The sequence below is a fragment of the Azospirillum oleiclasticum genome (assembly GCF_013423485.1).
GTDB classification, from domain to species: domain Bacteria; phylum Pseudomonadota; class Alphaproteobacteria; order Azospirillales; family Azospirillaceae; genus Azospirillum; species Azospirillum oleiclasticum.
The window spans coordinates 746,092-771,537 of the sequence record NZ_JABFFR010000001.1 but is presented as its reverse complement, the minus strand read 5'-3'; the positions used below and the strand labels follow the sequence as shown (position 1 = coordinate 771,537).

The window sequence follows — 25,446 nt, the reverse complement described above, 5'->3', positions numbered from 1 at the left end:
CCCCCGGCCGGCTTTCGGCTCACAAACCTTCGCTGGGTGACACCGGCACGCAGCGAAGGCCGGCGCGGCGCAGCCGATCGCAGAGCGACCGCGCCACCTTCTCCTCCATCCCGACGAAGCGGGCGCGGTAGACGGTGCCCTTGCGGGTCGGCACCTGGGTGATTTCGCTCTTCACGCCGCGCGGCACTTTGCGCGACGCGTCGCTCAACGCCTTCTGGCCGGAGGCCTTGCTGGAGAAGGCGCCGACCTGGATGCCCCACTCCGCATCGTCGGCCGGCGGCGGCACGACCGCGGCGGCGAGCTGGCCGATCCCCCGCGCCGGGGCCGGCTTACGGTCGGGCTGCGCCGCTGGAATGCTCTTCGAGACCGCCGCGACGGTGACCGGCCGTTCGGTCGGCTCGGCACGCGCCACGACCGGAGCATCCGGATCGCTGCGGCGACCGCGCGAGAAGGCGTCGTCGAGCAGGGCGGCCATCCGGTTGTCGCGGGCCACCGCCGACTTGCCGCCCATGACCACGGCGACCAGCCGCCGCCCGTCGCGCACCGCCGATCCCACCAGATTGAAGCCGGAGGCGTTGATGTAGCCGGTCTTGATCCCGTCCATGCCGTCGTAGCGGCTCATCAGACGGTTGTGGTTGGGCAGGTTGCGGCCGCCGTAGGCGAAGGAGCGGCGGCTGAAGTAGGGGTAGTATTTCGGATGATCCTGCACCAGCGCCCGGCCCAGCATGGCAAAATCGCGGGCGGTGGTGACCTGTTCGTCGTTGGGCAGGCCCGACGCGTTGCGGAAGACGGTGCTGCGCATGCCGAGCTGGCGCGCCCGCCGCGTCATCATCTCGGCGAACTGCGACTCGGTGCCGCCGATCGCCTCCGCCAGCACCACGGCGGCGTCGTTGGCGGACTTGGTGACCAGCCCGAGGATCGCATGCTCGACGGCGAGCGTCTGGCCGACGCGCACACCGAGCTTGGTGGGGGCCATGCTCTCCGCGAAGGAGGAGACCGGCAACCGCTGGTCCAGGGTCAGCTTGCCGCTGTCCAGCGCCTCGAAGGTGAGGTAGAGCGTCATCATCTTGGTGAGCGACGCCGGATGGCGGATATCGTCGGCGTTGTCCTGGTGCAGGACCTCGCCCGTTCGCGCGTCCATCACGAAGGCGGCGTACTTCTCCGCCAGCGCGGGCACGGCGCCCAGGGTCAGCATACCGGCGAACAGGGCCGCCGCCACCTTCCGCGGGGCGGTGGAGGAGCTGCCGGCCCATGCCGAAAAGGCGTAGCCCAACAGACGTACGAACGCGACCCGCGGCGTAACGGTCATGATGCCCCCGGAAAAGACGACGTGCGCTCAATGAGGTCGATGGTAAATACCAATCGAATCAGTGTCTACCGGGAATTCGTTAATTTCTTGCTTCCGTTCCGGCCCGCAGGCTGTGACGAAATTGGGCTACCCCCCTGCCCTCCCCGCGCTTGCGGCGTTGACAAGAAGCGCCACATCCTGTGGGAAAGCGGGACTGTGGCAGGCCTCGGGACAGGACGGAGCGCCGGATGTCGATCGTTCGGTACGGGTGGGCGCTGATGGCGTGTGCCGCGCTCGCGGCGTGTGCATCCGCGGGGCCTGCGGGCAACCCGGTGGAGCGCAAGCTGACCTGGTTCAGCTATCTGAATGGCGACGACCTGAGGGTCGCCTGCGCGCAGGATGGGCCGGACCGCTTCCGCATGGTGTTCAATGCGGACTACAACGAGCACGTCCGCACCTACGACGTGACCGGCGATCCGGACGGCGGGGCCAGCGTGGCGGCGCGGGTGATCAAGGCTCCGGACCTCGCCCGCGTCGATCTGGCCGACCCCGTCGGCGCCTGGAAGGGGGACGAGGCACAGACCCGGCTCTCGCCCACCCAGTACGCCATGCTGGTGATCCGGCTGTACGAGAGCGGGGCGTTCCAGATGCTTCCGGAGCGGCTGCGCCTGCCATCCAACAGCTTCTACTGGCTGGTCAGCGGGTGCCGCGACGGGCAGTGGTTCTTCACCGCCTACCCCTACCCGTCCGACCGCTTCGCCGATATCCGCTTCGCGGAGCCGCTCGGCGCGATGGACCCGACAGGCGTCGCTCCGCCGCGCCTGCCATCCCCCGCCGACGCGCCGCGGAGCCTGCCGCCCGGCAGCCGCCAGCAGGACGGCGGCGTGTTCTTCGAGATCGAGGTGTCCGGCAAGGGGCTGGTGGGACCGCACCTCACGCTCGGCCCCTGGCCCTTCGCCGGCTGGTTCACACCGCGGAACCCTTAAGGTCGCGCGCGGGGATTGGGTTCTCGATCAGCGGATCGACCCACGGCCCGTCCGGCATGCGCCGGGCGAGTTCCGTGATGTTGCGGTTCCACCACTGGCGCTGCTCGACCAGATCGTCATAGTCGAAGTTCGCCATGCGCCAGGTGCGGCCGACCGGGTAGTAGGACACCATGTCGATGGGATAGCCGACGTCGGTGGACGAGAAACGCGTGCTGTCGAAGGACAGATAGGCGATCTTGGCCGCCGTCTGCATGTCGGTGTCGAACTTCAGCGCCCGGTCGAGGATCGGCTTGCCATAGGCGGTGGCCCCGATCGACAGGTAGGGCGTGCGCTCGTCCACCTCGATCCAGTTCCCCTCCGGATAGACCAGGAACATGTAGGGTTCCGGATCCTCGGCGAGCTGGCCGCCGATGATGGCGTGCAGGTTGAAGTGCAGCTTGGACGCCTCCAGCGACTCCCGGTCCTCGGTGGCGACCTGACGCAGGCACGCGGTGAAGGCCGTCACCGCGTCCAGCATCGTGCTGTAGACCTCGCCGCGGCGGCGGGCCATGTCGCGGCGCAGGTACGCCAGCGTCTTGTCGCGGACGCTGCGCAGGCCGGAGTTCATGATGAAGAAGCGGTCCCCGCCGGTCCCCATCATGGTCACCTTGCGCGCCGACGAAAGCTGCGAGCCGCTGGTGATGCGACCGTCCGACAGGCCGATGAGCCCGTCGCGGATCTTGATACCGAGGCAGTAGGTCATGAGCGCAATGGTTCCTGAAGATGATGCCGCCGCAGACGCGGCATTTTGCCGCACCCCCGGGGAGGCGGGCGAGCCGGTCGCGCGTGACTTGGCCAGATCCGCGGTAAAGCTTCCGTTAAGGCCGGACCTGATTGACGCGCATCGATTGTGTGCAGCGCAGCGAAGTTCGCTTGACTCCAGGTCTCCTTGCTCATAATTTGCTCATGTTGCAATGCAACAACGGCTTCGCTGGCGAGCCCGGCCGAGGCCCATGAAATCTGTGCATGCGGCTGCCGTCCGGCAGCCCGCCAACGAGGATGGGACGCGAAGACATGACCACCACCACCGCGAAGCCGAAACTCGCCGCCGCCAAGGTGATCGAGGACGCCACCGTGCAGGCGAAGGCCAACATCGAGAGCATCGTCCAGGCCAGCCAGGAGCAGGCCAAGAAGCACTTCGAGCAGACCATGGCCGCCACCAAGGACCAGGTGGAGAAGACCTCGGCCCAGGTGCTGAAGGGCTATGACGAGATGACCGCGCTGGCGAAGGAGAACGTCGACGCCGTGGTCCAGTCCGGCACCATCGTTGCCAAGGGCGTCGAGGAGATCGGCAAGGAAGTGGTCGCCTACAGCCAGGCGTCCTTCGACAAGTCGGTCGCCACCGGCAAGGCGCTGCTGTCGGCCAAGAGCCTGCGCGAGGTGGTGGACCTGCAGAACGACTACGCCAAGTCCTGCTTCGACGCCTTCGTCGCCGAGGCGAACCGCCTGTCGGAGATGTCCGTGAAGGTCGCCAACGAGGCGTTCGCCCCGCTGAGCGCCCGCGTGAACGTGGCCGTCGATAAGCTGTCGAAGCCGATCGCCGCCTGAGCGGCCACTCCGTTCCGGTGTGCCGCACACGGCCCGGTCCCTCCGCCATGGGGGGCCGGGCCGTTGCTGTTCCGGGCAGCGGGTGATCGATGCACGCCTTATTGTGCACTGCACAAAAAGCCTGTTGACGACGCCCGGCGCAATGCCTATAAATGCTCATGTTGCACCGCAGCATGGCTGGACCGGTTCCGATCGGAAAGGTTCCGCTGAATGCCGCGAGGCGCAAGCGCCGCGACCGATCGCCACTGGAACGGGATCGGCGCGCCGTCCCCGAAGACCGGAAACGCGAGGATCCCGACATGTCCGACAAGTTCGCCGCCGCCGCCAAGTCCATGGAAGACGCCGTCGCCCAGGCCAAGACCCAGATCGAGGGCTTGGTGAAGGCCCAGCAGGAGCAGTTCGAGAAGGCCTCGGCCCAGGTGCTGAAGAGCTACGACGAGATGACCGCGCTGGCGAAGGAGAATGTCGACGCCGTGGTCCAGTCCGGCACCATCGTCGCCAAGGGCGCCGAACAGGCCGGCAAGCAGGTTGCCGCCTTCACCCAGTCGTCCTTCGAGAAGAGCGTCGCCAGCAGCAAGGCGCTGTTCGCGGTGAAGTCGCTCAACGAGCTGATCGAGCTGCAGAGCGCCTACGCCAAGCAGACGCTCGACACCATCGTCGCCGAGAGCACCAAGCTCCAGGAGCTGTCGCTGAAGATCACGACCGACGCGATCGCCCCGATCAACGCCCGCGTCAACGCGACCGTCAGCGCGCTGTCGAAGCCGCTGGCCGCCTGACCGGCGCCGCAGCGCTGACGGACCCGAAGGGCCCGGCGGGATATCCCGCCGGGCCCTTTGCCGTTTCCGGAACCGGTCGCACACAATTATCTAAGATTGTTTTCTATGCATCGCTTGACAGAGCGGTGTCATGGATCGCAATTTTCCCGCATAGGAGGAATTTCTCCCACAACCACGGCCAACGAGCGCTGCTCGGCTTGACCACGCATCCGTATGGAGAAACAAATGAACGTTCTTGCGCGCTTTGGAATAGGTGCCAAGATCTACTCCGTCGTGGTTCTGCTCGGCGCGGTCACGGTCGGAATGCTGTGGTACATGAACGGGGTGCTGAGCTCGGTCGATACGAAATACTCCGCACTGATCGATCAAGACGTGCAGTTTTCCATCAAGTTGGAGCGGATGCGGGGCGATACCGCCAATCTCGGCCGTCAGGTGAACAACGTCCTGCTCCTGGCCGATCCGGCCGGGTTGCCGGCGCTGGTCAAGGCGATCTCCGACATCCAGTCCAGCATCGCCGTGACCGAAAAGGCGGTCGGCCGCTTGGCCATGCCGGAGCACAGGACCACGATCACCCGTATGAGCGACATGTTCGCGAAGATCAGGGAGGTCATGCCACGTGTCTACGCCGCAAAGGAGCGGGGCAACCATGACGAGGCTGCCGCGATCTACAGAGAGGACGGCCGCCCCTTGGTGGTCGGGGTTTTCGACATTGCCGCCAAACTGTCCGACGAGGTGAATGCCGACGTCGAGACAGCGTCGAAGGACGTGTCGGAAGCGACGAGGCAGGCGGAGTTCCGATCGTTCGTGGTCGTCGCCATCATGTTGGGGCTGGGCGCCGGCCTGTCGGTCGTGATCGCGGTGGTCGGAATCCGCCGCCCCCTCACCGCGCTGGGGGCCGTGATGGAGCGCCTCGCGCAGGGCGACGCCACAGTGGAGATCGCGGGGCGGGACCGTGGCGACGAGATCGGTTCGATGGCCCGGACGGTGGAGGTCTTCAAGGAGAACCTCCTCCACAACCGCCAGATGGAGCAGGAGGCGAAAGCAGCCGAGATCCGTGCCGAGGCCGAACGCAAGCGGCTCATGCATGACCTGGCCACTCAATTCGAAGCGACGGTGAAGGGTGTGGTCTCCCAGGTGTCCGCCGCGGCCGACCAGATGCAGGGCAGTTCGCAAACGCTCTCTTCGATGGCTGAGGAGGGGCGCGCCCAGGCCACCGCCGTGGCGGCCGCCACGGAACAGACCTCCGCCAATGTCCAGACGGTGGCCTCCTCGGCCGAGGAGATGGCCAGTTCGATCGGCGAGATCACCCGGCAGGTGAACGAATCGGCGACCATCGCCCGGCGCGCCGCCGACCATGCCCAGGCGACGAACACAACCATCCAGTCGTTGGCCGAGCAGGCGAAGAGCATCGGCGACGTGGTCCAGCTCATCAACTCCATCGCCAGCCAGACCAATCTGCTGGCACTGAACGCCACCATCGAGGCGGCACGCGCCGGGGAGGCGGGCAAGGGCTTCGCCGTCGTCGCCAGCGAGGTGAAGAATCTCGCCACCCAGACCGGCAAGGCCACAGAGGAGATTTCGGCGCAGATTTCCGCCATGCAGCAGGCAACCGGCAGCGCGGTTGGCGCGATTTCCGAGATCACGACGACCATCGGCGACATCAACCAGATCGCCACCGCCATCGCCGCCGCCATCGAGGAACAGGACGCCGCCACGCGGGAAATCGCCCGCAACGTCCAGCAGGCGGCGCGCGGCACCGAAGAGATCTCGTCCAACATCGCGAACGTGCAACGCGCCGCGGAGGGAACCGGCAAGGCCGCCGAGGAGGTCCTGGGGACCGCGCGGGAGCTCTTCCATGACTCCGAGAGGCTGTCGCAGGAGGTGGACCGGTTCATCCAGCAGGTGCGCGCCGCCTGACGGTCCCCGTTCCCGGAAAAGGCCCGGCGCCCCACGGCGCCGGGCCGTTTTGCTTTCCCTGCAGAGTCGACGCCACCCACCCCACCCCCGCAACGGAAGCCGAAATTGATACCCCAAAAAAAGTACAATCGCGCGCCAAACGGCAGTATCCGCGCTAAACCATTGGCGTCGCTCTCCAATTCGATCGGAGCGGGAGTTCGGCCGGGCGGACGGGAGCCGGCAAATCGCGGCGGGGCATCAAGCGGGCACTTCCCACCGCCACGGAACATCTCATATCATCGCTATGGAAGTGCATAGCGATCACCAGCCGATGGGGCCATGGCCGACTCCGACCGCAATGGGGATGAGGGCACGAATACGGGCGTGGTCATAAAGACCAAGCCCAAGACGAAAAAGCCCTCCATGTACAAGGTGCTGATGTTGAACGACGACTACACGCCGATGGAGTTCGTCGTCCATGTTCTCGAACGCTTTTTCAGCAAGTCGCGGGAGGAAGCGACGCGCATCATGCTTCACGTGCATCGACGTGGAGTCGGGGTGTGCGGTGTTTTTACCTACGAGGTGGCGGAGACCAAGGTAACGCAGGTGATGGACTTCGCGCGCCAGCACCAGCACCCGCTGCAATGCACGCTAGAGAAGGATTAGACCCTCACCATGCTGTCGCGCAACTTGGAACAGACGCTGCACCGCGCCCTGGCCCACGCCAACGAGCGCCGGCACGAATACGCGACGCTGGAGCATCTCCTGCTCGCGCTGACCGAGGATCCGGATGCTCTGGCGGTTCTCCGCGCCTGCGGGGTCGACCTTGACCGCCTGCGAACGGAGCTGTCGGATTACCTCGACAACGAGCTTGCGAACCTCATCACCAACAGACCGGATGATGCCAAGCCCACGGCTGGATTTCAGCGGGTTTTGCAGCGTGCGGCCATTCATGTCCAGTCGTCCGGACGTGAGGAGGTTACGGGAGCAAACGTCCTCGTTGCGTTGTTCTCTGAACGCGAGAGCCACGCGGTCTACTTCCTGCAGGAGCAGGAGATGACCAGGTTCGATGCGGTGAACTACATTTCTCACGGGATCGCGAAGGCCCCCGGCCGCTCCGACAACAAGCGGGTGTCCGGTGCCGACGACGACGCTGCGGCGGAGAAGGTCGTGAAGAAAGGCAGCGAGGCTCTTGAAGCCTATTGCGTCAACCTCAACAAGAAGGCGGCGAGCGGTAAGATCGACCCGCTCATCGGCCGGGAATCGGAGGTCGAACGGACCATCCAGATCCTGTGCCGGCGGTCGAAGAACAACCCGCTCTACGTCGGCGACCCCGGTGTCGGCAAGACCGCCATCGCCGAGGGGCTGGCCCGCCGCATCGTTCACGGCGAAGTCCCGGAAGTCCTGAAGAACGCGACGATCCACGCGCTCGACATGGGCTCGCTGCTGGCCGGCACGCGCTACCGCGGCGACTTCGAGGAACGGCTGAAGGCCGTGCTGTCGGAGCTGGAGGCGCATGAGGGCGCCATCCTGTTCATCGACGAGATCCACACGGTGATCGGTGCCGGTGCCACCTCCGGCGGGGCGATGGACGCGTCCAACCTGCTGAAGCCGGCGCTCGCCTCGGGCTCGCTGCGCTGCATCGGGTCCACCACCTACAAGGAATACCGGAACTATTTCGAGAAGGACCGGGCGCTCGTCCGGCGCTTCCAGAAGATCGACGTGAACGAGCCGTCGGTCGAGGACGCGATCAAGATCCTCCAGGGCCTGAAGCCCTATTACGAGAAGCACCACCGCGTCCGCTACACCAACGACGCCATCCGCGCGGCGGTGGACCTGTCGGCCAAGTACATCGGCGACCGCAAGCTGCCGGACAAAGCGATCGACATCATCGACGAGGTCGGTGCGGCGCAGATGCTGCTGCCCGAGAACCGGCGCAAGAAGACCATCCAGGTCAAGGACGTCGAGGCCGTGGTGGCCAAGATCGCCCGCATCCCGCCGAAATCGGTCAGCCGCGACGACAAGGAGGTGCTGCTGAACCTGGAGCGCGACCTGAAGACCATGGTCTTCGGCCAGGACAAGGCGATCGACGCGCTCGTCTCCGCCATCAAGCTGGCCCGTGCCGGCCTGCGCGAGCCGGAGAAGCCCATCGGCAACTACCTGTTCTCCGGCCCGACCGGCGTCGGCAAGACCGAGGTGGCCCGCCAGCTCGCCCACACGCTGGGGATCGAGCTGACCCGCTTCGACATGTCGGAGTACATGGAGCGCCACACCGTGTCGCGGCTGATCGGCGCCCCGCCGGGCTATGTCGGCTTCGACCAGGGCGGCCTGCTGACCGACGCCATCGACCAGCATCCGCACTGCGTGCTGCTGCTGGACGAGATCGAGAAGGCGCACCCGGACCTGTTCAACATCCTGCTGCAGGTGATGGACCACGGGAAGCTGACCGATCACAACGGCAAGACGGTCGATTTCCGCAACGTGATCCTGATCATGACCACCAACGCCGGCGCTTCGGACCTCGCAAAGCCCGCCATGGGCTTCGAGCGCGAAAAGCGGATGGGCGAGGACACCGAGGCCATCGAGCGGCTGTTCACCCCGGAGTTCCGCAACCGGCTGGACAGCATCATCCCCTTCTCGGCGCTGACGCCGGAGGTGATCGGCCGCGTGGTGGACAAGTTCGTGATGCAGCTCGAGGCCCAGCTCGACGACCGCGGCGTGTCGATCGAGCTGACTGAGGGTGCGCGCGAATGGCTGGGCAAGAAGGGCTACGACCCGCTCTACGGCGCCCGTCCGCTGGGCCGCGTGATCCAGGAGCACATCAAGAAGCCGCTCGCCGAGGAACTGCTGTTCGGCAAGCTCAGCAAAGGCGGTCTGGTCCGCGTCACCGTGGAGAACGACAAGCCGAAGTTCGAGTATGTCGAGGGCAACCGGCCCAAGCGCGGCGGGTCCGACGGCACGGACGAGGACGAGATGGTGCACGAACTGGCTGAGTGACGCCGCACCACAGGGCACCGCACGATGATCGAAGGGGGCTCCTCACGGAGCCCCTTTTGTCATTGGTGCATCCCGGACAACACCAGTCATGTTCACGGCGCACCACGACAGAAGGCGGCGCAGCGTGACCAACAGCGTTGACGATGGTCGGGCTCGCTCTCCTACGCCCTGGGCGGCAGCGCTCCACGACGAGCCCCGGTCAACACCGCGACCGTGAAATCGGCTGTCGACTCGGCGCATCCCCGCAGGTCGGCCGAAGCGAGGTTGGCGTGCCGGAACGCGGCTCCTTCCACCCGCGCGCTGGTCAGCCGGGCACCGCGCAGGTCGGCGTTGTTCAGGGTCGCGCCCGACAGATCGGTCGGCCAGTCGCGGCCCGTCAGGGTGCCTTCGGCGCTGCGCAATTCCATCGGGCCGAAGTCGCACTCCACAGCGACCGCACCGGTAAGGTCGGCCTCCGCCAGGTTGGCCCCGGCGAGGACCGCATGGTCCAGCCGGGCGCGTGTCAGATCGGCCCCGCGAAGATCGGCCATGGCGAGGCAGCTGCTGACCAGGTTCGTCCGCCCCAACTTCGCGGAGCGGAACACGGCACCGCTGAAATCGCAGGCCGACAGATCCATGCCGCTCAGGTCGGCGTCGGTGAAATCGGCACGTGATCCGCTCTTCCCGCCGGTGTTGATCCAAAGCGCGTGCGCATCGAGGGCCGCATTGATGTCCGACGGCAGGGTAGCCCGCCCCCGGTTGTACACGGCGCCCTGCAGATTGGCCCCGGCGGTGTTGGCGCGTGACAGATCCACGTTGCGCAGGATCGCTTCCCGCAGGTCGGCGTGGATCAGACAGGTTCCGGTCAGATCGGCCCCGCTGAGGATGGCGCGTTGCAGCTTCGCCTTCTGGAAATTGGCGTTGGTGAGGTCGGCCCCCGAGAGGTTGGCCGCGAACAGATTGGCCTCGGAAAAATTTCCACGGCGGGCCGTCGCCCGGATCAGGTCGGCATGGCTGAGATCGGCGCACCGGAAGCTGACCCCGTCCATCGCGGCGTCGGTCAACAGGGTGCGTTCACGGACCTCCTCGGTGTCGCCGACACGGAGTATCTGGCCGGGCCGCAGGTCGGCCTGATCGAAGTCGGTCCGCTGCAGGTTGGCCTTCATGAAGTTGGCGCCGCGCACGTCCGCCCGCACGAAGGACGATCCGCTCAGCACCGAGCGGGTGAAGTTCGAGCCGAACAGGTCGGCCATCGCGAAGTTCACCTCTTCAAGATACGCGTCGCTGCAATCGCACCGGATCAGAACCGCCGATTGCAGAACAAAGCCCTTGATGCGGATCCTTGCCAGATCCGCATCGCGCATCTGCAATCTTGCGCCTCCCGGTTGCGACTTTATGAAGAGGAGATGCTGCCGGACCTTGCTGAGGAATTCCTTTGGAGATTCGGCCACCGATGCACTCCTCCAGAACAAACGCGCCGCCAAGGATTCCCGTGGCAAACCGGTTCATTGTCAATCGACGAATTGCGGCGATATGAAGAGCGCAACGTGAACTTGCATCATTGGCTCGAATCATCGCCCTGGCGGTACGGGGACATGTCGGCAATGGCGCACAACTCATCCTCGACTGCCAACCGTTCTCCGGCCAAATGGCGGTCGAGCACCTCCCGGAAGCCCGGATCACGGACCCAATGGGCGCTGTAGGTGCGGACGGGCAGATAGCCGCGCTGGATCTTGTGCTCGCCCTGCGCCCCGGCCTCCACCCGCTTCAGCCCATGCGCGATGGCGAAGTCGAGCGCCCGGTAATAGCAGGCCTCGAAATGCAGGAACCGGTAGCGCCCGTCCGATCCCCAGTTGCGGCCATAGAGAGTGTCGGTTCCCAGCAGGTTCAGGGCGCCGGCCACCCACTCCCCGCCATCCTCGCACATCACCAGCACGACCCGGTCGGCCATGGTGGCGCCGATCCGATGGAAGAAGGACCGCTTCAGGTACCCCCCACCCCATTTGCGGTCGGCGGTGTCCATGTAGAAGCGGTGGAAGGCGTCCCAATGCTCCTGCTTGAGCTCGTCGCCGGTCAGGGTGTGCAGCCGTACACCACTCTCCGCCACCTCGCGGCGCTCCTTGCGGATCGCTTTGCGCTTGCGGGCGTTGAGGGCGCCGAGGAAGTCGTCGAAGGTCGCGTAGCCGTGGTTGTCCCAATGGTACTGGACACCGGTGCGCTGCAGCCACCCCTCCTCCCCCAGCAACCGCCATTCGGGCTCGGTGGGAAAGGTCACGTGGACGGACGACACGTCGAAACGCCGGGCCACCTCCTCCATGGCGCGGACCAGCGCGTGCCGCACCGGCACCGCCCCGTCTCCGGGCGGCACCAGCAGGCGCGGTCCGGGCACGGGGGTGAAGGGAACGGCGACCTGGAGCTTGGGGTAGTAGCGACCGCCGGCCCGCTCATAGGCGTTGGCCCAGGAATGGTCGAAGACGTATTCGCCATAGGAATGGCCCTTGGCGTACAGGGGCACGGCGCCCACCACGCGGCCATCCGGCGTCTCCGCCACAAGATGGGCCGGCTGCCAGCCGCTGCGGCCTCCGACCGATCCGGACTCTTCCAGAGCCAGCAGGAAGGCATGACACAGGAACGGGTTGTCCCCGCCGGCGCAGGCGTCCCACGCCGCCGGCTCCACCTCAGCGATGCCCGTAAGAACCTTGACGCTGATCGCCCCGCCGGCGTCCGGCATGCCCGTGTCTCCGCTATCCCGCATCGAAGGGACTTAGGACCGGTGCCGCGCCGCGGCAAGGCACCGCGGGTCAGGCAAGTTCGAAGACGCCTTCGACCTCGACCGCCACATTGAACGGCAGCGACGACGCCCCGACCGCGAAACGGGCGTGGCGGCCGGCATCGCCGAACACCTCCAGCATCAGCTCCGACGCGCCGTTGATCACCGCGGGATGGTCGTGGAATTCGGGGCCGGCGTTGACGAAGCCGCCCAGCTTCAGCACCCGCGCGATGCGGTCGAGGTCGCCGCCGCAGGCCGCACGCGCCTGCCCCAGAAGATTGAGCGCGCACAGCCGCGCCGCCTGCCGGCCCTCGTCGATGGAGAATTCCTGCCCGACCTTGCCGATGAAGCGCTTCTCGCCGTTCCACACCGTGATCTGGCCGGAGACGTAGAGCGTGTTTCCAGACTGGGTGAAGGGCACATAGGCGGCCAGCGGGGCCGCGGCCTGCGGAAGTTCGATGCCCAGTTCCTGAAGACGGCGTTCGATGCGTCCGGACATGCCGGCCCTCCCCTGTCCCGATTGCGTTGGACGGACGATAGCCGCGGGGCAAGGCCGGGTCAAACCGCCGCAGCCGCATGGCGCAGGAACAAATCTGCCGGGACTCCGGATCCACACCCGGCAAAGTTTTCCAGAAACCCCGGCAGAATCGTTCAGCTTGTCCCCGCGAACCCAGGGATTCGCCCGTCCATGGCACCGGATCACACGATAATCGGCATTTTAGGCGACTTGGCACGGCGTTTGAAAAGAGAGGTCCGAACGCATCAAAACGTTGCCTCGCCCGGTAAACCGGCCGCGAGGCCGGGACTCAGAAGGAGACTGGAGCCATGGCCGTCAACGATGTGCAACTCACCGCCGCCATGCGGTCGAACCTGTTGCAGCTGCAGAGCACCGACGCGAAGATTGCCCAGAAGCAGACGATCCTGTCCACGGGCAACAAGATCAATTCCGCCCTCGACGGTCCGACCTCGTTCTTTGCCGCCAAGGGGCTGAACCAGCGCGCCGGCGACCTGTCCTCGCTGAAGGACGCCATGGGCCAGGCGATCTCCACCATCAAGGCCGCCGACAAGGGCCTGACCAGCATCGAGAGCATGGTCGAGCAGGCCCGCGGTCTGACGACCGCCGCCTACAGCGCGCTGGGCAACGACGCCGGCTCGATCGCGACCCGCAAGTCGCTCGCCGCGCAGTTCAACTCGCTGAAGGAACAGATCGACAAGCTGGCCGGTGACAGCGGCTACGCCGGCAAGAACCTGCTGGTCGGCAACGGCCTGCGCCTGGACAGCACCAGCGAAAGCCGCACCAAGGTCAACTCCATCACCGGCATCGAGAACGCCCGCGTCACCAACGTCGTCGCGACGGACGCCTACACGGTGCGCGTGTCGGGTGACGGCTCGATCGAGGGCGACAGCAGCAACATCGCGGACGCCGAACTGGCCCACGGCCTGACCTCGCTGAAAATGTCCGGCACCGTCTCCTCTTCGCTCGGCAGCTTCAACGACATCCAGATCGAGGTCCGTGGCGCCGCCGGCCGTGAACGCACCTTCATCGTGACGGACGGCAACGAGTCGCGCACCGTCAAGTACTTCGACAACACGCAGGCGGTGGAAGCCAACCTGACGACCGCCGCCACCACCGGCGTCCCGCAGGCCAGCACGGTGGACATCAAGGGCACCGTCGAGGCCGGCGACAGCTTCACGATCAAGGTGGAAGGCCAGGTCTTCAAGTACACCGCGACCGACGGCGACGTCTCGATCGGCCAGGACGCCAAGACCAACGTCGCCGCGGCGCTGCGCACCTCGATCAGCAACGCCATCACCTCGGGCCGCCTGAGCGCCGCGAGCTTCGACGTGGCGAGCGCCGGTGGCACCGGAAGCCAGATCACGCTGACCGGCAAGACCGATACGACCACCAAGCGCGAGTTCAGCCTGTCGGCCGAATCCGAGAACGCGCTGAGCAAGACCATCTCCGAGAGCTTCGCGTCGGGCACCGTGGTGTCCTTCGTGGTCGATCGCAAGCTGATGGAGCAGGCGGCCAACGCCGGTTCGGGGGTGTCCACCATCGAGAAGATGGTCGATATCGAGATCGAGGTGACGAACCTCACCGGCACGTCGGTCACCCGCGACGGTATGAACAAGCGCGGCGAGGGCAAGCTGACGGACGGCGAGAACGCCTTCGCGTTCGACACCGGCACGGTGCGCTTCAAGGTCGATCAGGAGTCGATCAAGGCTGCGGCCTCGACCAGCGCTGCGGCGAACATCGTCACCACGCAGGTCACCGACGCCAACACGCAGAACGACCTGACCGTCCAGTTCAACGAGCGCAACACCAACTCCATCACCGTCAAGTCGGTGAACATATCGACCAGCGGCCAGGGCCTGCGGCTCGACTACGCGCAGAACGACTGGTCGGACCGTGCCGACATCGACAAGGCGGTGGAAGCCATCGACTTCGCGAAGCAGTCGCTACGCTCCGCATCGCAGAACCTGTCCACGAACCTGAACATCGTCACGACCCGCGAGACCTTCACCAAGGAATTCTCCGACGTGCTGGTCGAAGGTTCGAACAAGCTGACGCTGGCCGACCAGAACGAGGAAGGCGCCAACCTCCTCATGCTGCAGACCCGCCAGCAGCTCGGCACCATCGCGCTGTCGCTGGCCAACCAGTCGCAGCAGGCCATCCTCCGGCTGTTCTGATCGATCCGCCTGGCAGCAGGGTCCGTCACTCCAAGGGGCGCCCCATCCGGGGCGCCCCTTCGGCCGTCGGCCTTCCTTTTCCTACCGCGACGCCGCCTCCACCAGGGCGCGCGCGTCGGCGGCCAGTCGGGCGCGCTCCGGCGCGCGGGTGTACATCATGTGGACCGATTTTCCCGCAAGCCATTGTTTTTTAGAGAATTTTTTTATTTTGTGATCGACCTGTGGATCAGTACAGCCATAGTGCTGGATCATCCGGCGTTCAGTATTCCCGATGAAATCGTTGACCCCGCGGGGTCACGGACATATCTCGCCAGTTACCCGGCCGGATTGAGATCCGGTTTGGGCAGCCGTGGAAGCCCGCGGGGCGATCCGATTCGCCGCCGCTGACGGTACCGGCAGTTTTTTGGAAATGTGGGGTTTACGTCAACGGTGTCGGGGTCGGGTCATTCCAGCCGCACACGGATTGTGAGGTCCTGCTGAAGCTTCAAGCGATTAAGTCGGATCAGTTCGGTAAGCTGGGCCACCCACTGTTCAGGGGTGGCCCAGGGCTGGGGTGAGAGATCCGCCAGTATCATAGAGGCGGACAGCGTGCTGAGCCGGGACACCCGGTTCTCATGTCGCTCCAGCCGGTCCCTGAGGACCATGACGGCCTCTAGGGCGATGTACCGGGCACACCGGCTTCGGGCCAGTCCTGAGGGGCTCGAGCGGGTCCTGCTGGGCTTCCACAGTGGGCTCCTCCACCGCCTCATCCGCGGCAAACTCATCCTGGGCTTTCGGACCAGCAGGCTCCGGCGGTTGCGAATCGGCGGGAGCTTTCCGCGGCTGGACCTTTCGGCAGTATTTGTTCGTCAGGAGGTGCTTGGGCAGGATCAGTGCATACTTCCGGGTCCAACGCGTCGAGCGGAGTACCTCACGAAGGCCGTTCTTCCGCAACAGGGTAAGACCTTTTCTCACAGCCGCATTGTAAAGCCCAGTTTCCTCTCAAGGTCTTTACAGAGGGGAATAGCTCCCCCATCTTGCCACTTTAGAGCTTCCAAAGGTGCAGAGCCACAGTCAGAGCGGAAGGGACGGTGCGGACTTTATCGGTCGAGTGGACGAGTTCCAGCCAACGATCACGGCCGGCCGACCTTAAAATATATCCGGTATGAGACATCGATCCCTCTTTTGAGGGTCGCAAACCTCCACCCGTTGCCGCAGGTCACTGTTGACAAAAACCGCCTCAGCTTGGGATTCGGGCAGACGCCAATCTTGAACAGTATCTCAGGTTTGTAAGGGAGCGGGTTCGTGAACTTCGGCCTGCGGATCCCTTTGTCGTTTTGGCCACAGGCCATAGCGGAATCCCGCCCATCGGGCTTCCTGACCGTCGAGCCTGCCCTCCCGTCGAGAACCCACGCAAGTTTTTTTTTGGTGCCCTCCATCGAGGTGCTCCAACCGCTTAGCACGTCCGCTTCCTTCCGGATCAGCCCGCGGGGGTGCCGGCCATGGCCCGGATTCTGGTCTAAAGGATCTAAAGGAATATGATGCCACGAGCGTACCACCAGCATGACCGCTACGTACGTGGCCGCCACGGTGCTACGCTCGTGGCACCAGCCCTCCTCCTGCTGATCATCCTCGCCCGACCCAGGCCGCTGGCACACTCAGTGGCCTTCTCCATGCCCGAATACCCACAAAATAAGTGAGGCTATCCGCTTGACAAACTCGAAATCCATGAGACGATCTCAAATCACACCGCATCTCACGGTAATGAGATCACGGCAGTAAGACCTGGAGCGAGATCACGGTAGCTCCGCGGGATACTTCAGCCAGATGTGAGACAGATACGTCGTGGTATCCGCCGAGACCTATGACAAAAGAATCGTTGCTGATCTGATCAAGACGCAGCATCGTCTCGATAATTGGTGAACTGCAACGAACACATAGACATGATCAACCTGAATACCGTGCTGTCCCAAAAGGATCAGGTCGGCCTACTGGCCTTCGCCGCCATCTCGCGAGGGAAGCTCACGCCGGGCAAAGAAACCGTCCTGGAAATCGAGGGCATTGGTGAAATCGCCGTGTTCGCCGATCCGGTTTCTGATAAGAGTATTGGCAAGATATCGGTAGGATTCACGTTGCACCCGGAAGATGCCACGCTGATACTCGGCTGGTCTCCGGATCTTGTGCTTACATTCGACCCCGTGACCAAAGCGATATACCGCGGTAAGGGCATGACAATGTTCATGATATCTTCGCCGCTGGTTCCGGATATCTCCCGCCGGGTCAGCTTCATTGCCCAGTTGGGCATTGCCCAGGCGGCCCTTCTGGGTCAACAAACTGACCGGACTTTCCCGCTCTACGATCCCCAGGCAATTCTCGGGCCGCGGGAGGGTAACTCCCGCGTCAGTTCGGCCACCGGCGTCGAACGATCCCTCCTGCGACGCTGAACCGGCGTTGCAGTTCGTCAAGGTTTCGCGAGATTACGGTTGCAGTTCGCCAACGCTGAACGATCCTTGACGAACTGCAACGCTACCTTCGCACGTCCTTGGTAAACTGCAACGGACGCCAGATTGCCAAGCACAAAAGGTACTCGCCCTAGTCCCCGCTGGAACTCTCAACTAAGCGGGAGCTAAAGATCAGCCACGCAATGTACAAGATTAATTAGTAAAATAAAAAGAATGGGTATGTGATCACGAGGTCCTGGAAGAATATCGCGGAATTCGGAAATCCCTTGCGGGAGAAGGCATTCCCACGACAGGCCGATGACGGTGACGCGGCGTTGGGAAATATTTGGCAGGCGGAGGATTACGCGTGCTACGCTGCTCAATTCATCTGTGTTTACCTAGACGCCCTGTACAAAGGACCGGAATGGAAGGAGTTTCATTACCGGAAGCTGTATACGGTTCTGCACCAGTACCTCAGGATTTCAGATCCCGGCACGATGCACCGGCTGGTGAGGAGAATCATGCGGCTCCGGGCCGAAGGAAAACTCAATTGGTGAGGAGTAGCACCATGCATCACATTATGAATCTCGCGGCCTTCCTGGCAAAGCCGCAGAACTGGATCAGGTGGGCCAACTGGTCCACCAGCTTGCGAAACAGAGCGAGCCGGATCGGGACGGCATATACCTGTGTTTCGGATCTGAGATAGTCGGCATGAACTGGAACATCCAGGTCTATGAGGAACAGATCAGGCTCTATTAAAAGTACATCCGGGGTGTTTTCCGGATAACCGAGGGCCGAATTTGGCTGTAGTGCAATGATTTTGAAGTTCCCATGACTGTTTTGGATTGCAAACGCTTCCAAGGCAGGGATCAGGATTGGGCTTTATTGACATGGATACTATTTTTAATCAAAATTAATGAACGTCCTGCCTTCATTTCGACCTTCGTGGCCATTCCTGATGAAATCAGATAAGAAATTTTTTCTTGGCAGTAATATAAATTATCTCATTCTCAAGTTCTTTTATGAGATTATACAATACTAAGAAAGAGGATAGCGAGGTACCACTAAGGAGAACTCGACATCACCTGCTAAATTTGACATCATCGTCGTGTCACGCAGCAGGATGTCACTCAATTTCTGGACCATTTCGGTCTGAGGATAGAGTTTCTTTGCCAAATCCCGCTGGAGATGCGTGACGGCCTCAGCCCAGCGGAGCGGGGGGCGGCCAGAAATGGTCCACTCCCTCCAAACAGGATCCAGGAGGTTGTCGTGATCAGAGCTTTTCGCAACTGGAATGTTGAGGGTTCTTGGGGGAAGAAGCTGCATGATAGAACTTATACCGGTGAAGACTGGGACGAAGTGCTTGACAATGTCCAGTCCCAGCATGGCGGGTTCCCTCGCGTTGACCATTACGAGGAGAGTCGGCTAATTGAAGAATTTGGCGTCGACTGGTGGGTGGAGAGCCAGAATGCCGAAGACATCCTTGATGCTCATAAGAAGGTGGCTGTAGTCTGGATGAGCGGCAAGGAAAAGGCGTTTTTCACCCCAGATGTGAACTCCGAAAACATCGTTCGCGAGTTCTTTAACTCTGAAGCCTTCGGAAGCTCCTGCGGTGGGATTTTTCTGGAGGAGGAGATCGACTGGGCCGCATTGGACTCCCTTGCCAACGCAACCTCTAGCGAAGTAGTTCTCTCTGAACTGGAAGAGCTTTGGACGATTTGGAAGGGGACACAGGTTTGGGAAAAAATCAAAATGTACGTTGCAAGTCTGGAGGACAATTTTGTCGGCCATGTTGACTGGTCTGATTACGCCGATCACTTCGAAGCGATTTTCGTGACGCAGGACGGTACGTGTGTGGCGGAATTCGAAGGTGATCTAATTGAACGAAGCGTTTCTGTGAACATGTAGATCCCGGACCAGGAGACCCCGCAGGGGTATGATGGCAAGCCATACGCGTTACCTTTGCCGACGCCAATCACCACAATTGTGGTACAAAGCCGACATGGTTGTAGTGGTTCTTGAATAGGTCAAATCAGGACTTCGCTGTCCGGCTGGCCGCCCCCCTCTGTCTGACAAAGGACGAATATCCGAGAGTTCGAACGTGAAATTAAGACAGTCATGATTGAAAAGTACCGCCGGCTTCGGCAGAACGGTCTTACCGGTCGGATCTTTAATGCTGTCATGCAGAGGGATATCCATGACGTTACCTTTAGGGATCTCGACCGGGTCTACGCCGAGTATTTTGAGATTTGGATTGGGCGAGTCGGGAATACCGGGCAGTAGAGAGCCTCGGTGGTGGCCGAAAGCACTTCGCGGCCACCTACGCATCTAGGAACTTCATTAGCCATTCCCAAATAGGAGCGAGGCCGGTCTAATATAGTATAAGTCAAACGGAGTCAACAAGGAACGCTGACACTGGGAAAATTCCTTATAATAAATTTTCGGTAGCGTATGGATGACCCAGTTCCTTATAGGTACTGGTTCCTTTGCCGTTTCTTGGCCGAAATGTTTCGGTTTGCATCGAAGGAACCAGCCTGAAATTCCAGTGAGAACATGCTCCCCGAGGGGGCATGTTTCAGTACATTTCTCTTTACAAGGGTTAGCTGACTCGAAGGGCTGGGGGCCTCCCACGAATTCTACATTGAGTGGTTCCCATAAGCCTGACCACCGGGGTCCACCCATAACCGCCAACGCTGGAGCCTTCCGGCGGCTTTCCGCAAGCCATCCTCCTCATTAACCCTCCTTGGCTAGGCGATACCGCAGATCCGCGTGGTAATCCTTTTGGGAATATTGTTGAGCAATCCGCCGTGCCCTATGGAGGTCGTCTAAACCCGGTGAGCGGGTTATGGAGGGCATGGTGAGCGACCAAAAACGCCGGGAAGATCGGAAGACCAGAGCGAACCGTAAAGACGCAGGCTACGTCGAGGTGAAGGCCATTGTGCCGCCGTCGCTAGTCCAGATTATGGACGGCCAGCGGGGTGAGATACCCCGGAGCCAATGGCTCGTCCGGGCCGCCTTCCAGGTCGTGGGGCTGGAGCCCACCGACCTCCATCGCCGCCCTGGTCGCCCGCGGACCCGAAACGTCCAGTCCGCTCCGGTGCCGATGGAGGACCTGCGGTTCCGCATGACCTCCTGGTGGGACATCACCGCCCGATACCGCTCCGGCGACGATCTCCGTGGCTGCATCGGGCGACGGGACAGGGATGACGACCTGACTGAACTCCGTTGGACGTACAGTGCGACCTTCGGCGACTTCGACCCCTACAAAGCGGTGAAGAACATTAAGGGTAGACAATGGACCGGGCTGTATTGGCAGGTTCCCAGGGCCTCCGCCGACCGCCTGTGCGAGAAGGCCCAGGCGGCGGGGGCGGAGATTGTACCGATCGATCCCCCTACTGACTGGACAGGTATAGCGGTGGAGATCCGGCCGCTGATCAGGCTGACGGACGAGCAGCCCCAGTTCTGGACGGCGGAGATCGACTTTGACTACCTCCAGGAGTCGGTGCCCCCGCGAGTCCTGGCGGCGTTCGTCCGCGGATACTGGGGTGACGGTGGGGCCAAATGGGCCACCGTGATGGACGGCTTTCGGACGACCGCACGGGTGGTTACCGGGCCGCTGTCGGCCGCGACCGTGACCGCCATCCGCACCGAACTGGCGTCGCACAACGTCGAGGTGATCGACGGGCCGCCCTGTGGGATCACCGCCGAGCCGGTGGTGGCCGAGCGGGACGAACTCGGCCTCCTGGTGAACATCCGGGTCGATCCCCGAGACCGCCGCTCCTTTGCTCTGACGGACCATGATACCGCCACCGACTGGGATGGCCGCCGGGCGTTCTCCGCCAACCTGTGGCCCCACAACCGAGATCTCATTCTGCGGCAGGGATTCGGCCTGGAAGAACGCGGATGGGACGCCCGCGAGTTTCCCCGACTGGACTGGAGCCAGATCCCCGGCGGCGATCAGCCGGTGAACGGCCGGCGGCTCCGCGACTACCAGAGGGCCGGGGTGGAGTTCGTCCTGAGGCACCAAGGCCGGGCGGTGGTCGGTGACGAAATGGGCACCGGCAAAACCGCTCAGGTGATCGTCGCCCTGCGGGCAACAGGAGCCCGGCGGTTCTTGGTGATCGCCCCGAAGAACGCGGTGGGCGTTTGGATGCGGGAGATCCGGACCTGGATGCCCGATTACCAGGAGATCGTGGTGGTCCAGGGCTCGACTGAGGTGCCGGTGCTGCCGCAGGCCGGTTGGGTCATCGTCACGTACGACACGCTGACGCCGCGGACCGAGACAATCCCGCTCACCGGGTATTCAGCCGAGCAGATGAAGGACATCTGGTTGGCCTTCGTGGCCGCCGGAGCGGAGGACGCCCTGGAGGTCACCTGGGACAACATGACGACCAAGGAAGAGGTCAAGGGGCTCAAGGTTCGCCTCGACCCCGACCACGAAGATCTCCTGGACGCGGTCGAGCACCTGAACCCACCCACAGGGTTCAATCATGGCCAACGAATCGCCGATGCCCTTCAGCGAGCCCGCGGGGTGCTGCGGCAGGCCCTGCTGGACTGGACTCCCGACGCCGCCGCCATCGACGAGGCCCACCGGATCAAAAACCCGAGGGCGAACCGCACCCGCACGGTGCGGATGATCGTCCAGGACCCCCAGAGGGCCGCGGTGCTGCTGACTGGTACGCCGTTGCGGAACCGGGCGGAGGAAGGCCTGGACCTGCTTGAAGCCCTGGTGCCACTTCAGGAGTACCGGTGGATGGCGTCGAAGCACGGGGTGCGGCAGGTGGACCTTGCCCAGGCCCTTCTGGGCAAGTACATGATCCGCAGGACAAAAAAGGAGGTAAATCCCGAACTGCCGCAGAAGATCCGGCAGCGGCTCGACATCGAGGGCGGGTCGAGGGCTGCTGAGGTCCTCCAGGATTACCTGGACACAATGGCGTACGCCCAGGAGGTCTACACGAAGGAACTCCTGCTGAGCCGCGACCGCCAGAAGGCCGCCGAAGCCGCCATGGGGCTGTGGAGTAAGGCCCGCCGGCTGCTCGGCATCGCCAAGGTGGTGGACGGCGTGGTGGCCGACCTGATCTGCGACGTGGTGGACGAGCGGGGCTGCTGCATCGCCTTCGCCCACCACCGGGATGTGCTGGCCCTGCTGGAAGAACAACTGGACACGCTGGGGCTCACCGTCGCGGTGGTGCACGGCGGCACCTCCGCGGCCGAGCGGGCCGAGGCTGAGCGGGCCTTCCAGGCCGGAGAGGTCGATGTGTTCCTCGGCGGCGTCACGGCGGCGGGCGAATCCATCACGCTCACCAGGGCCGACACCTGCCTGTTCGCCGAACTCGCCTGGGTCCCGGCCGAACTCCTCCAGGCGGAGGATCGCGGCCACCGTGTCGGCCAGACGGCGAACGGATACCACATCTTGACCTGCATCGCCGGCTTGGGGCTCCCCCTGGCCGACAACATGGACGCTCTGATGTGGCACGCCCTGGTTAGGAAGCTTCGCGAGATCAACGAGATCCTGGGCGAGGATACCACTCTGGAGTTCGCGGAGTACCTGCCGGAGGGCGAAGTTAATGTTCGGGCTATGCTGGAGGCCAGGGCCTGGGCTAAGGCCGAGGAGCAATTCAGGAACGAAGGGATAGCGGACAAGGACCTGAACGAAATCCGCTCACCGGGTTTTAGCCGTAAGGTGTGATCATGACCCTTGGCCTGAAGCCGCTGGTACACCTGGAGCATGCCGTGCTGCACCAAAATCTGGTGGTTCCGGGACACCGCTGGACAGATCGCCCAAGCCTGAGTTTCCAAGGGTTCGGCGGGGCGGATTCCCGAGGGGGTTTCGGGACAGCCGACTACGGATAGGAAAAGGGAACAGGACGGTGCGGACAACCGGACAAAGGGCGGATGACCGACTCGCCGATTCTTCCGTCACCCTAGTCGAAACTGCTTCCAGAAGCGGTTCGGATGCCGATCTACCCTTCGGCAAAGTTGACAGATTTCGATTCCGTGGTACGGGACTGGAGTCACAGTAGGAGATCCCTATATGTCCACCTCCCTCCACCTCGACCGGTTGTTCGACAGGTACATCAACAAGCCGCACTCGATTGCCAGACTCATTTCGATCTCGGAGAGCCTCCCGGCACGATGGAACCCTGAGCAGGAGGCTCAATACCGCGAAGAGATCGTCTGCCTCCTGACCGCGTTTCTGAATATCGTCCTGGATCAGGAGATGGCGGAAAGGGCATCGGCGTTCAGGGGACGGTTTACGGAGGCGGATATCTGTGAGGTCAAACGTTTCGTCGTCTACGTTATTTTTCTTTCTCTGCCGAACGAAGATTGGCCGCAACCCGTCATCTGGGACTCCGCAGCGGGCCGCCCGATGGTCAACCACCTGGACAACACGCTGGAGTTTGCCGAGGAACTGGTGCTGACTCTGCTCGACCGTCGCCGCAGCGGCAAAGCATGACCGCTACCGGGAGAGAGCCCCTGCGGCTGCCCGATGGACTGGAATGTTGGTCGAACAGGCACTCCTGCATTCTAGTTTCCTTGTTCACGTGGGCAACTGACATCATGCTACCCTCATGGCGTCTACATCAAGGAAACCTGAACCTGCCCCGGCATATTATGGGGGCAAGGAATGGCTGGGGACCTCAAGACTCAGGTGGCAGCATTGATTCGGGCGAGCCGCACGGGACGTGGCCTGACGCAGGAAGACCTTGCTGACCGGGCGAACCTCAGTGTGCAGTCAATCTCCGCACTGGAGAATGCCAAGTACTTGCCAGCCCTCGACACTCTCGTGAATCTTGTTGAGATACTCGGCCTTGATATTGCCGATGTAATATCGACGTCTCACGTCCCTGAGCATCGCCTTATCCAGGAAACCAAAGCGAAGTTGCTCTTTCACCGCCTTGACGACGATCTTCTGTTGGTGGCTGTTCGCCAGCTTGAAGCCCTGGTCGAGCATGCCGAACGAACCGGCAAGTCACGAAAGAAGACGTGATTCAATTCCGACATCGTGCATTCTGGAGATATACGCTGAAGTCGTTTGATGCCGGTTCGGTGATCACTCGCTGACTGGATGCCAATGAGACCTGTGGATCAACGATGATTCGCGTTCAACGGACGGGCAAGTTGGCGTCGGCCGGGTACTCCCGCCACAACCGCCCATCCAGGAGTGCCCCGCCCTTCCCGTGCGGGTCCATCGTTTTGATGAAATCGGCCAACTTCGCGTCGGCCGGACACTGGCTGGCAAGAGGGTTGTTCGCCGGCTTTCCCCACTGCTTCATGAAAAACGCGGCCCCCTGACGCAGGCACTCGTCGCGAAGGTTCCGAACCCATTCAGGCTCACACGGACGAGCACCGGGGCCAGATTCGCCGCCGCCGATAACCCAATCGATACCGGAGAGGTCAATCGACCCAAGGGGTCCAAGGAGGGGTTCGGCGGAGACGAACTTGATTCTTCCGGGAAGACGCCTCAGAACATCGATCCGAAACAACCGCTTAGTGTCTTCAACCGACACACCAATCCATGCATTGTCAGGCCAAACAATATCAGTGTTGCTCCGAAAAAACTGCTCCGCCTCGACAGGTCGCTTCGTAAGAACCTGATAGGTGTGATGGGGCGTCCGGCACATGATTTCGATCACCTCTCGCACCCACTCAGGGGGGGCATTTTCATGAAACAGGTCGGACATCGAGTTCACAAACCACACGGTCGGCCGTCGCACCGACAGAGGTTCACGAAACTTGTGGTCAGGAGCCCGGTTGATCCGGCCGTTCCACACGGTATGGCCGTTAACTTTCTGCGTGGTGCCGATGTATTGTTCCTGGCCGAAAGCCGCACATCGGGCCGCCATTCTCATGGCATAGCAGTTCTTGCACCCAGGCGACACAATGGAGCAGCCAACAAAGGCGTTCCAGGTTCTTTCAGTCCATTCGATGCTAGACATTGTCGTTCTCTCCTTCGAAAGATTTAAAACTTTCCGAAAACTGTGGATTACGAGCATTGGGCTCGGGCAAGGCGATCTTCTGCCGTTTGAGACCACTGCCCCGCTGGACAACTTCA

General features: G+C 62.7%; 20 protein-coding genes. 13 read left to right on the top strand and 7 right to left on the bottom strand.

Annotated features, from left to right (window positions below; genetic code table 11):
• Nucleotides 1-19 precede the first annotated feature (19 nt).
• A complete protein-coding gene (locus HL658_RS03655) occupies nt 20-1,309 on the bottom strand; it encodes a D-alanyl-D-alanine carboxypeptidase (protein ID WP_180280508.1) in 1,290 nt (429 codons plus the stop codon).
• 227 nt (nt 1,310-1,536) lie between these two features.
• On the opposite strand from HL658_RS03655, the gene HL658_RS03650 reads away from it, so the two are divergent.
• Complete coding sequence (locus HL658_RS03650; RefSeq protein ID WP_246337256.1) at nt 1,537-2,274, top strand: hypothetical protein; 738 nt, start codon at nt 1,537-1,539, stop codon at nt 2,272-2,274.
• Here the strand turns inward: HL658_RS03650 and HL658_RS03645 are convergent.
• Nucleotides 2,255-3,016: a proteasome-type protease gene (locus HL658_RS03645; protein ID WP_180280507.1), complete on the bottom strand. Its 762-nt coding sequence runs from the start codon at nt 3,014-3,016 to the stop codon at nt 2,255-2,257. The two genes, HL658_RS03650 and HL658_RS03645, sit on opposite strands and share 20 nt — an antisense overlap.
• Nucleotides 3,017-3,327: 311 nt before the next feature.
• Here HL658_RS03645 and HL658_RS03640 point away from each other — a divergent pair, with 311 nt between their 5' ends.
• The 5 genes from HL658_RS03640 to clpA all read left to right on the top strand — a co-directional run bounded on the left by HL658_RS03640 (nt 3,328) and on the right by clpA (nt 9,530).
• Nucleotides 3,328-3,861, top strand: a complete 534-nt coding sequence (locus HL658_RS03640; protein WP_180280506.1) for a phasin family protein — start codon at nt 3,328-3,330, stop codon at nt 3,859-3,861.
• A 299-nt stretch (nt 3,862-4,160) separates the two neighbouring features.
• A complete protein-coding gene (locus HL658_RS03635; RefSeq protein WP_180280505.1) occupies nt 4,161-4,637 on the top strand; it encodes a phasin family protein in 477 nt (158 codons plus the stop codon).
• Nucleotides 4,638-4,862: 225 nt separating this feature from the next.
• A complete protein-coding gene (locus HL658_RS03630; RefSeq protein ID WP_180280504.1) occupies nt 4,863-6,554 on the top strand; it encodes a methyl-accepting chemotaxis protein in 1,692 nt (563 codons plus the stop codon).
• 318 nt (nt 6,555-6,872) lie between these two features.
• Complete coding sequence (gene clpS / locus HL658_RS03625; RefSeq protein WP_180280503.1) at nt 6,873-7,199, top strand: ATP-dependent Clp protease adapter ClpS; 327 nt, start codon at nt 6,873-6,875, stop codon at nt 7,197-7,199.
• A gap of 9 nt (nt 7,200-7,208) precedes the next feature.
• The gene (clpA, locus tag HL658_RS03620) at nt 7,209-9,530 is read left to right on the top strand and encodes an ATP-dependent Clp protease ATP-binding subunit ClpA (RefSeq protein WP_180280502.1); all 2,322 of its coding nucleotides are present in this window, start codon (nt 7,209-7,211) and stop codon (nt 9,528-9,530) included.
• A gap of 161 nt (nt 9,531-9,691) precedes the next feature.
• Here the strand turns inward: clpA and HL658_RS03615 are convergent, their stop codons facing one another.
• The 3 genes from HL658_RS03615 to HL658_RS03605 form a co-directional block, all read right to left on the bottom strand.
• The gene (locus HL658_RS03615) at nt 9,692-10,873 is read right to left on the bottom strand and encodes a pentapeptide repeat-containing protein (RefSeq protein ID WP_246337298.1); all 1,182 of its coding nucleotides are present in this window, start codon (nt 10,871-10,873) and stop codon (nt 9,692-9,694) included.
• Nucleotides 10,874-11,067: 194 nt separating this feature from the next.
• Complete coding sequence (locus HL658_RS03610) at nt 11,068-12,240, bottom strand: GNAT family N-acetyltransferase (RefSeq protein WP_180280500.1); 1,173 nt, start codon at nt 12,238-12,240, stop codon at nt 11,068-11,070.
• A gap of 70 nt (nt 12,241-12,310) precedes the next feature.
• Nucleotides 12,311-12,778: a RidA family protein gene (locus HL658_RS03605; protein ID WP_180280499.1), complete on the bottom strand. Its 468-nt coding sequence runs from the start codon at nt 12,776-12,778 to the stop codon at nt 12,311-12,313.
• Nucleotides 12,779-13,104: 326 nt separating this feature from the next.
• Here HL658_RS03605 and HL658_RS03600 point away from each other — a divergent pair, with 326 nt between their 5' ends.
• Nucleotides 13,105-14,970 (top strand): flagellin N-terminal helical domain-containing protein, encoded by a 1,866-nt coding sequence (locus HL658_RS03600; RefSeq protein ID WP_180280498.1) that lies wholly within the window; start codon nt 13,105-13,107, stop codon nt 14,968-14,970.
• A gap of 81 nt (nt 14,971-15,051) precedes the next feature.
• Here the strand turns inward: HL658_RS03600 and HL658_RS03595 are convergent, their stop codons facing one another.
• Complete coding sequence (locus tag HL658_RS03595) at nt 15,052-15,222, bottom strand: hypothetical protein (RefSeq protein WP_180280497.1); 171 nt, start codon at nt 15,220-15,222, stop codon at nt 15,052-15,054.
• A gap of 1,670 nt (nt 15,223-16,892) precedes the next feature.
• On the opposite strand from HL658_RS03595, the gene HL658_RS03590 reads away from it, so the two are divergent.
• From HL658_RS03590 to HL658_RS03565, 6 genes are all read left to right on the top strand, one after another.
• Entirely contained in the window at nt 16,893-17,393 is a 501-nt protein-coding gene (locus HL658_RS03590; protein ID WP_180280496.1) for a hypothetical protein, read from the top strand.
• A 239-nt stretch (nt 17,394-17,632) separates the two neighbouring features.
• Entirely contained in the window at nt 17,633-17,947 is a 315-nt protein-coding gene (locus tag HL658_RS03585; RefSeq protein ID WP_180280495.1) for a hypothetical protein, read from the top strand.
• Between the two features lie 712 nt (nt 17,948-18,659).
• Entirely contained in the window at nt 18,660-19,298 is a 639-nt protein-coding gene (locus HL658_RS03580; RefSeq protein WP_180280494.1) for a hypothetical protein, read from the top strand.
• A gap of 946 nt (nt 19,299-20,244) precedes the next feature.
• On the top strand, nt 20,245-23,079 hold the full coding sequence (locus HL658_RS03575) for a DEAD/DEAH box helicase (RefSeq protein WP_180280493.1): 2,835 nt from the start codon (nt 20,245-20,247) through the stop codon (nt 23,077-23,079).
• Between the two features lie 345 nt (nt 23,080-23,424).
• On the top strand, nt 23,425-23,847 hold the full coding sequence (locus HL658_RS03570; protein WP_180280492.1) for a hypothetical protein: 423 nt from the start codon (nt 23,425-23,427) through the stop codon (nt 23,845-23,847).
• 171 nt (nt 23,848-24,018) lie between these two features.
• Nucleotides 24,019-24,381 (top strand): helix-turn-helix transcriptional regulator, encoded by a 363-nt coding sequence (locus tag HL658_RS03565; RefSeq protein WP_180280491.1) that lies wholly within the window; start codon nt 24,019-24,021, stop codon nt 24,379-24,381.
• A 115-nt stretch (nt 24,382-24,496) separates the two neighbouring features.
• Here the strand turns inward: HL658_RS03565 and HL658_RS03560 are convergent, their stop codons facing one another.
• Nucleotides 24,497-25,330, bottom strand: a complete 834-nt coding sequence (locus tag HL658_RS03560) for a phage Gp37/Gp68 family protein (protein ID WP_180280490.1) — start codon at nt 25,328-25,330, stop codon at nt 24,497-24,499.
• Between the last annotated feature and the right edge of the window lie 116 nt (nt 25,331-25,446).

Bases quoted from the DNA above. Each gene is read 5' to 3' on its own strand.
- HL658_RS03605 (WP_180280499.1), bottom strand. From the start codon at position 12,778: ATGTCCGGACGCATCGAACGCCGTCTTCAGGAACTGGGCATCGAACTT.
- HL658_RS03640 (WP_180280506.1), top strand. From the start codon at position 3,328: ATGACCACCACCACCGCGAAGCCGAAACTCGCCGCCGCCAAGGTGATC.
- HL658_RS03600 (WP_180280498.1), top strand. From the start codon at position 13,105: ATGGCCGTCAACGATGTGCAACTCACCGCCGCCATGCGGTCGAACCTG.
- HL658_RS03560 (WP_180280490.1), bottom strand. From the start codon at position 25,330: ATGTCTAGCATCGAATGGACTGAAAGAACCTGGAACGCCTTTGTTGGC.
- HL658_RS03655 (WP_180280508.1), bottom strand. From the start codon at position 1,309: ATGACCGTTACGCCGCGGGTCGCGTTCGTACGTCTGTTGGGCTACGCC.
- HL658_RS03590 (WP_180280496.1), top strand. From the start codon at position 16,893: ATGATCAACCTGAATACCGTGCTGTCCCAAAAGGATCAGGTCGGCCTA.
- clpA (WP_180280502.1), top strand. From the start codon at position 7,209: ATGCTGTCGCGCAACTTGGAACAGACGCTGCACCGCGCCCTGGCCCAC.
- clpS (WP_180280503.1), top strand. From the start codon at position 6,873: ATGGCCGACTCCGACCGCAATGGGGATGAGGGCACGAATACGGGCGTG.
- HL658_RS03610 (WP_180280500.1), bottom strand. From the start codon at position 12,240: ATGCCGGACGCCGGCGGGGCGATCAGCGTCAAGGTTCTTACGGGCATC.
- HL658_RS03575 (WP_180280493.1), top strand. From the start codon at position 20,245: ATGGTGAGCGACCAAAAACGCCGGGAAGATCGGAAGACCAGAGCGAAC.
- HL658_RS03635 (WP_180280505.1), top strand. From the start codon at position 4,161: ATGTCCGACAAGTTCGCCGCCGCCGCCAAGTCCATGGAAGACGCCGTC.
- HL658_RS03565 (WP_180280491.1), top strand. From the start codon at position 24,019: ATGGCTGGGGACCTCAAGACTCAGGTGGCAGCATTGATTCGGGCGAGC.
- HL658_RS03630 (WP_180280504.1), top strand. From the start codon at position 4,863: ATGAACGTTCTTGCGCGCTTTGGAATAGGTGCCAAGATCTACTCCGTC.
- HL658_RS03645 (WP_180280507.1), bottom strand. From the start codon at position 3,016: ATGACCTACTGCCTCGGTATCAAGATCCGCGACGGGCTCATCGGCCTG.
- HL658_RS03570 (WP_180280492.1), top strand. From the start codon at position 23,425: ATGTCCACCTCCCTCCACCTCGACCGGTTGTTCGACAGGTACATCAAC.
- HL658_RS03615 (WP_246337298.1), bottom strand. From the start codon at position 10,873: ATGCGCGATGCGGATCTGGCAAGGATCCGCATCAAGGGCTTTGTTCTG.
- HL658_RS03650 (WP_246337256.1), top strand. From the start codon at position 1,537: ATGTCGATCGTTCGGTACGGGTGGGCGCTGATGGCGTGTGCCGCGCTC.
- HL658_RS03595 (WP_180280497.1), bottom strand. From the start codon at position 15,222: ATGATCCAGCACTATGGCTGTACTGATCCACAGGTCGATCACAAAATA.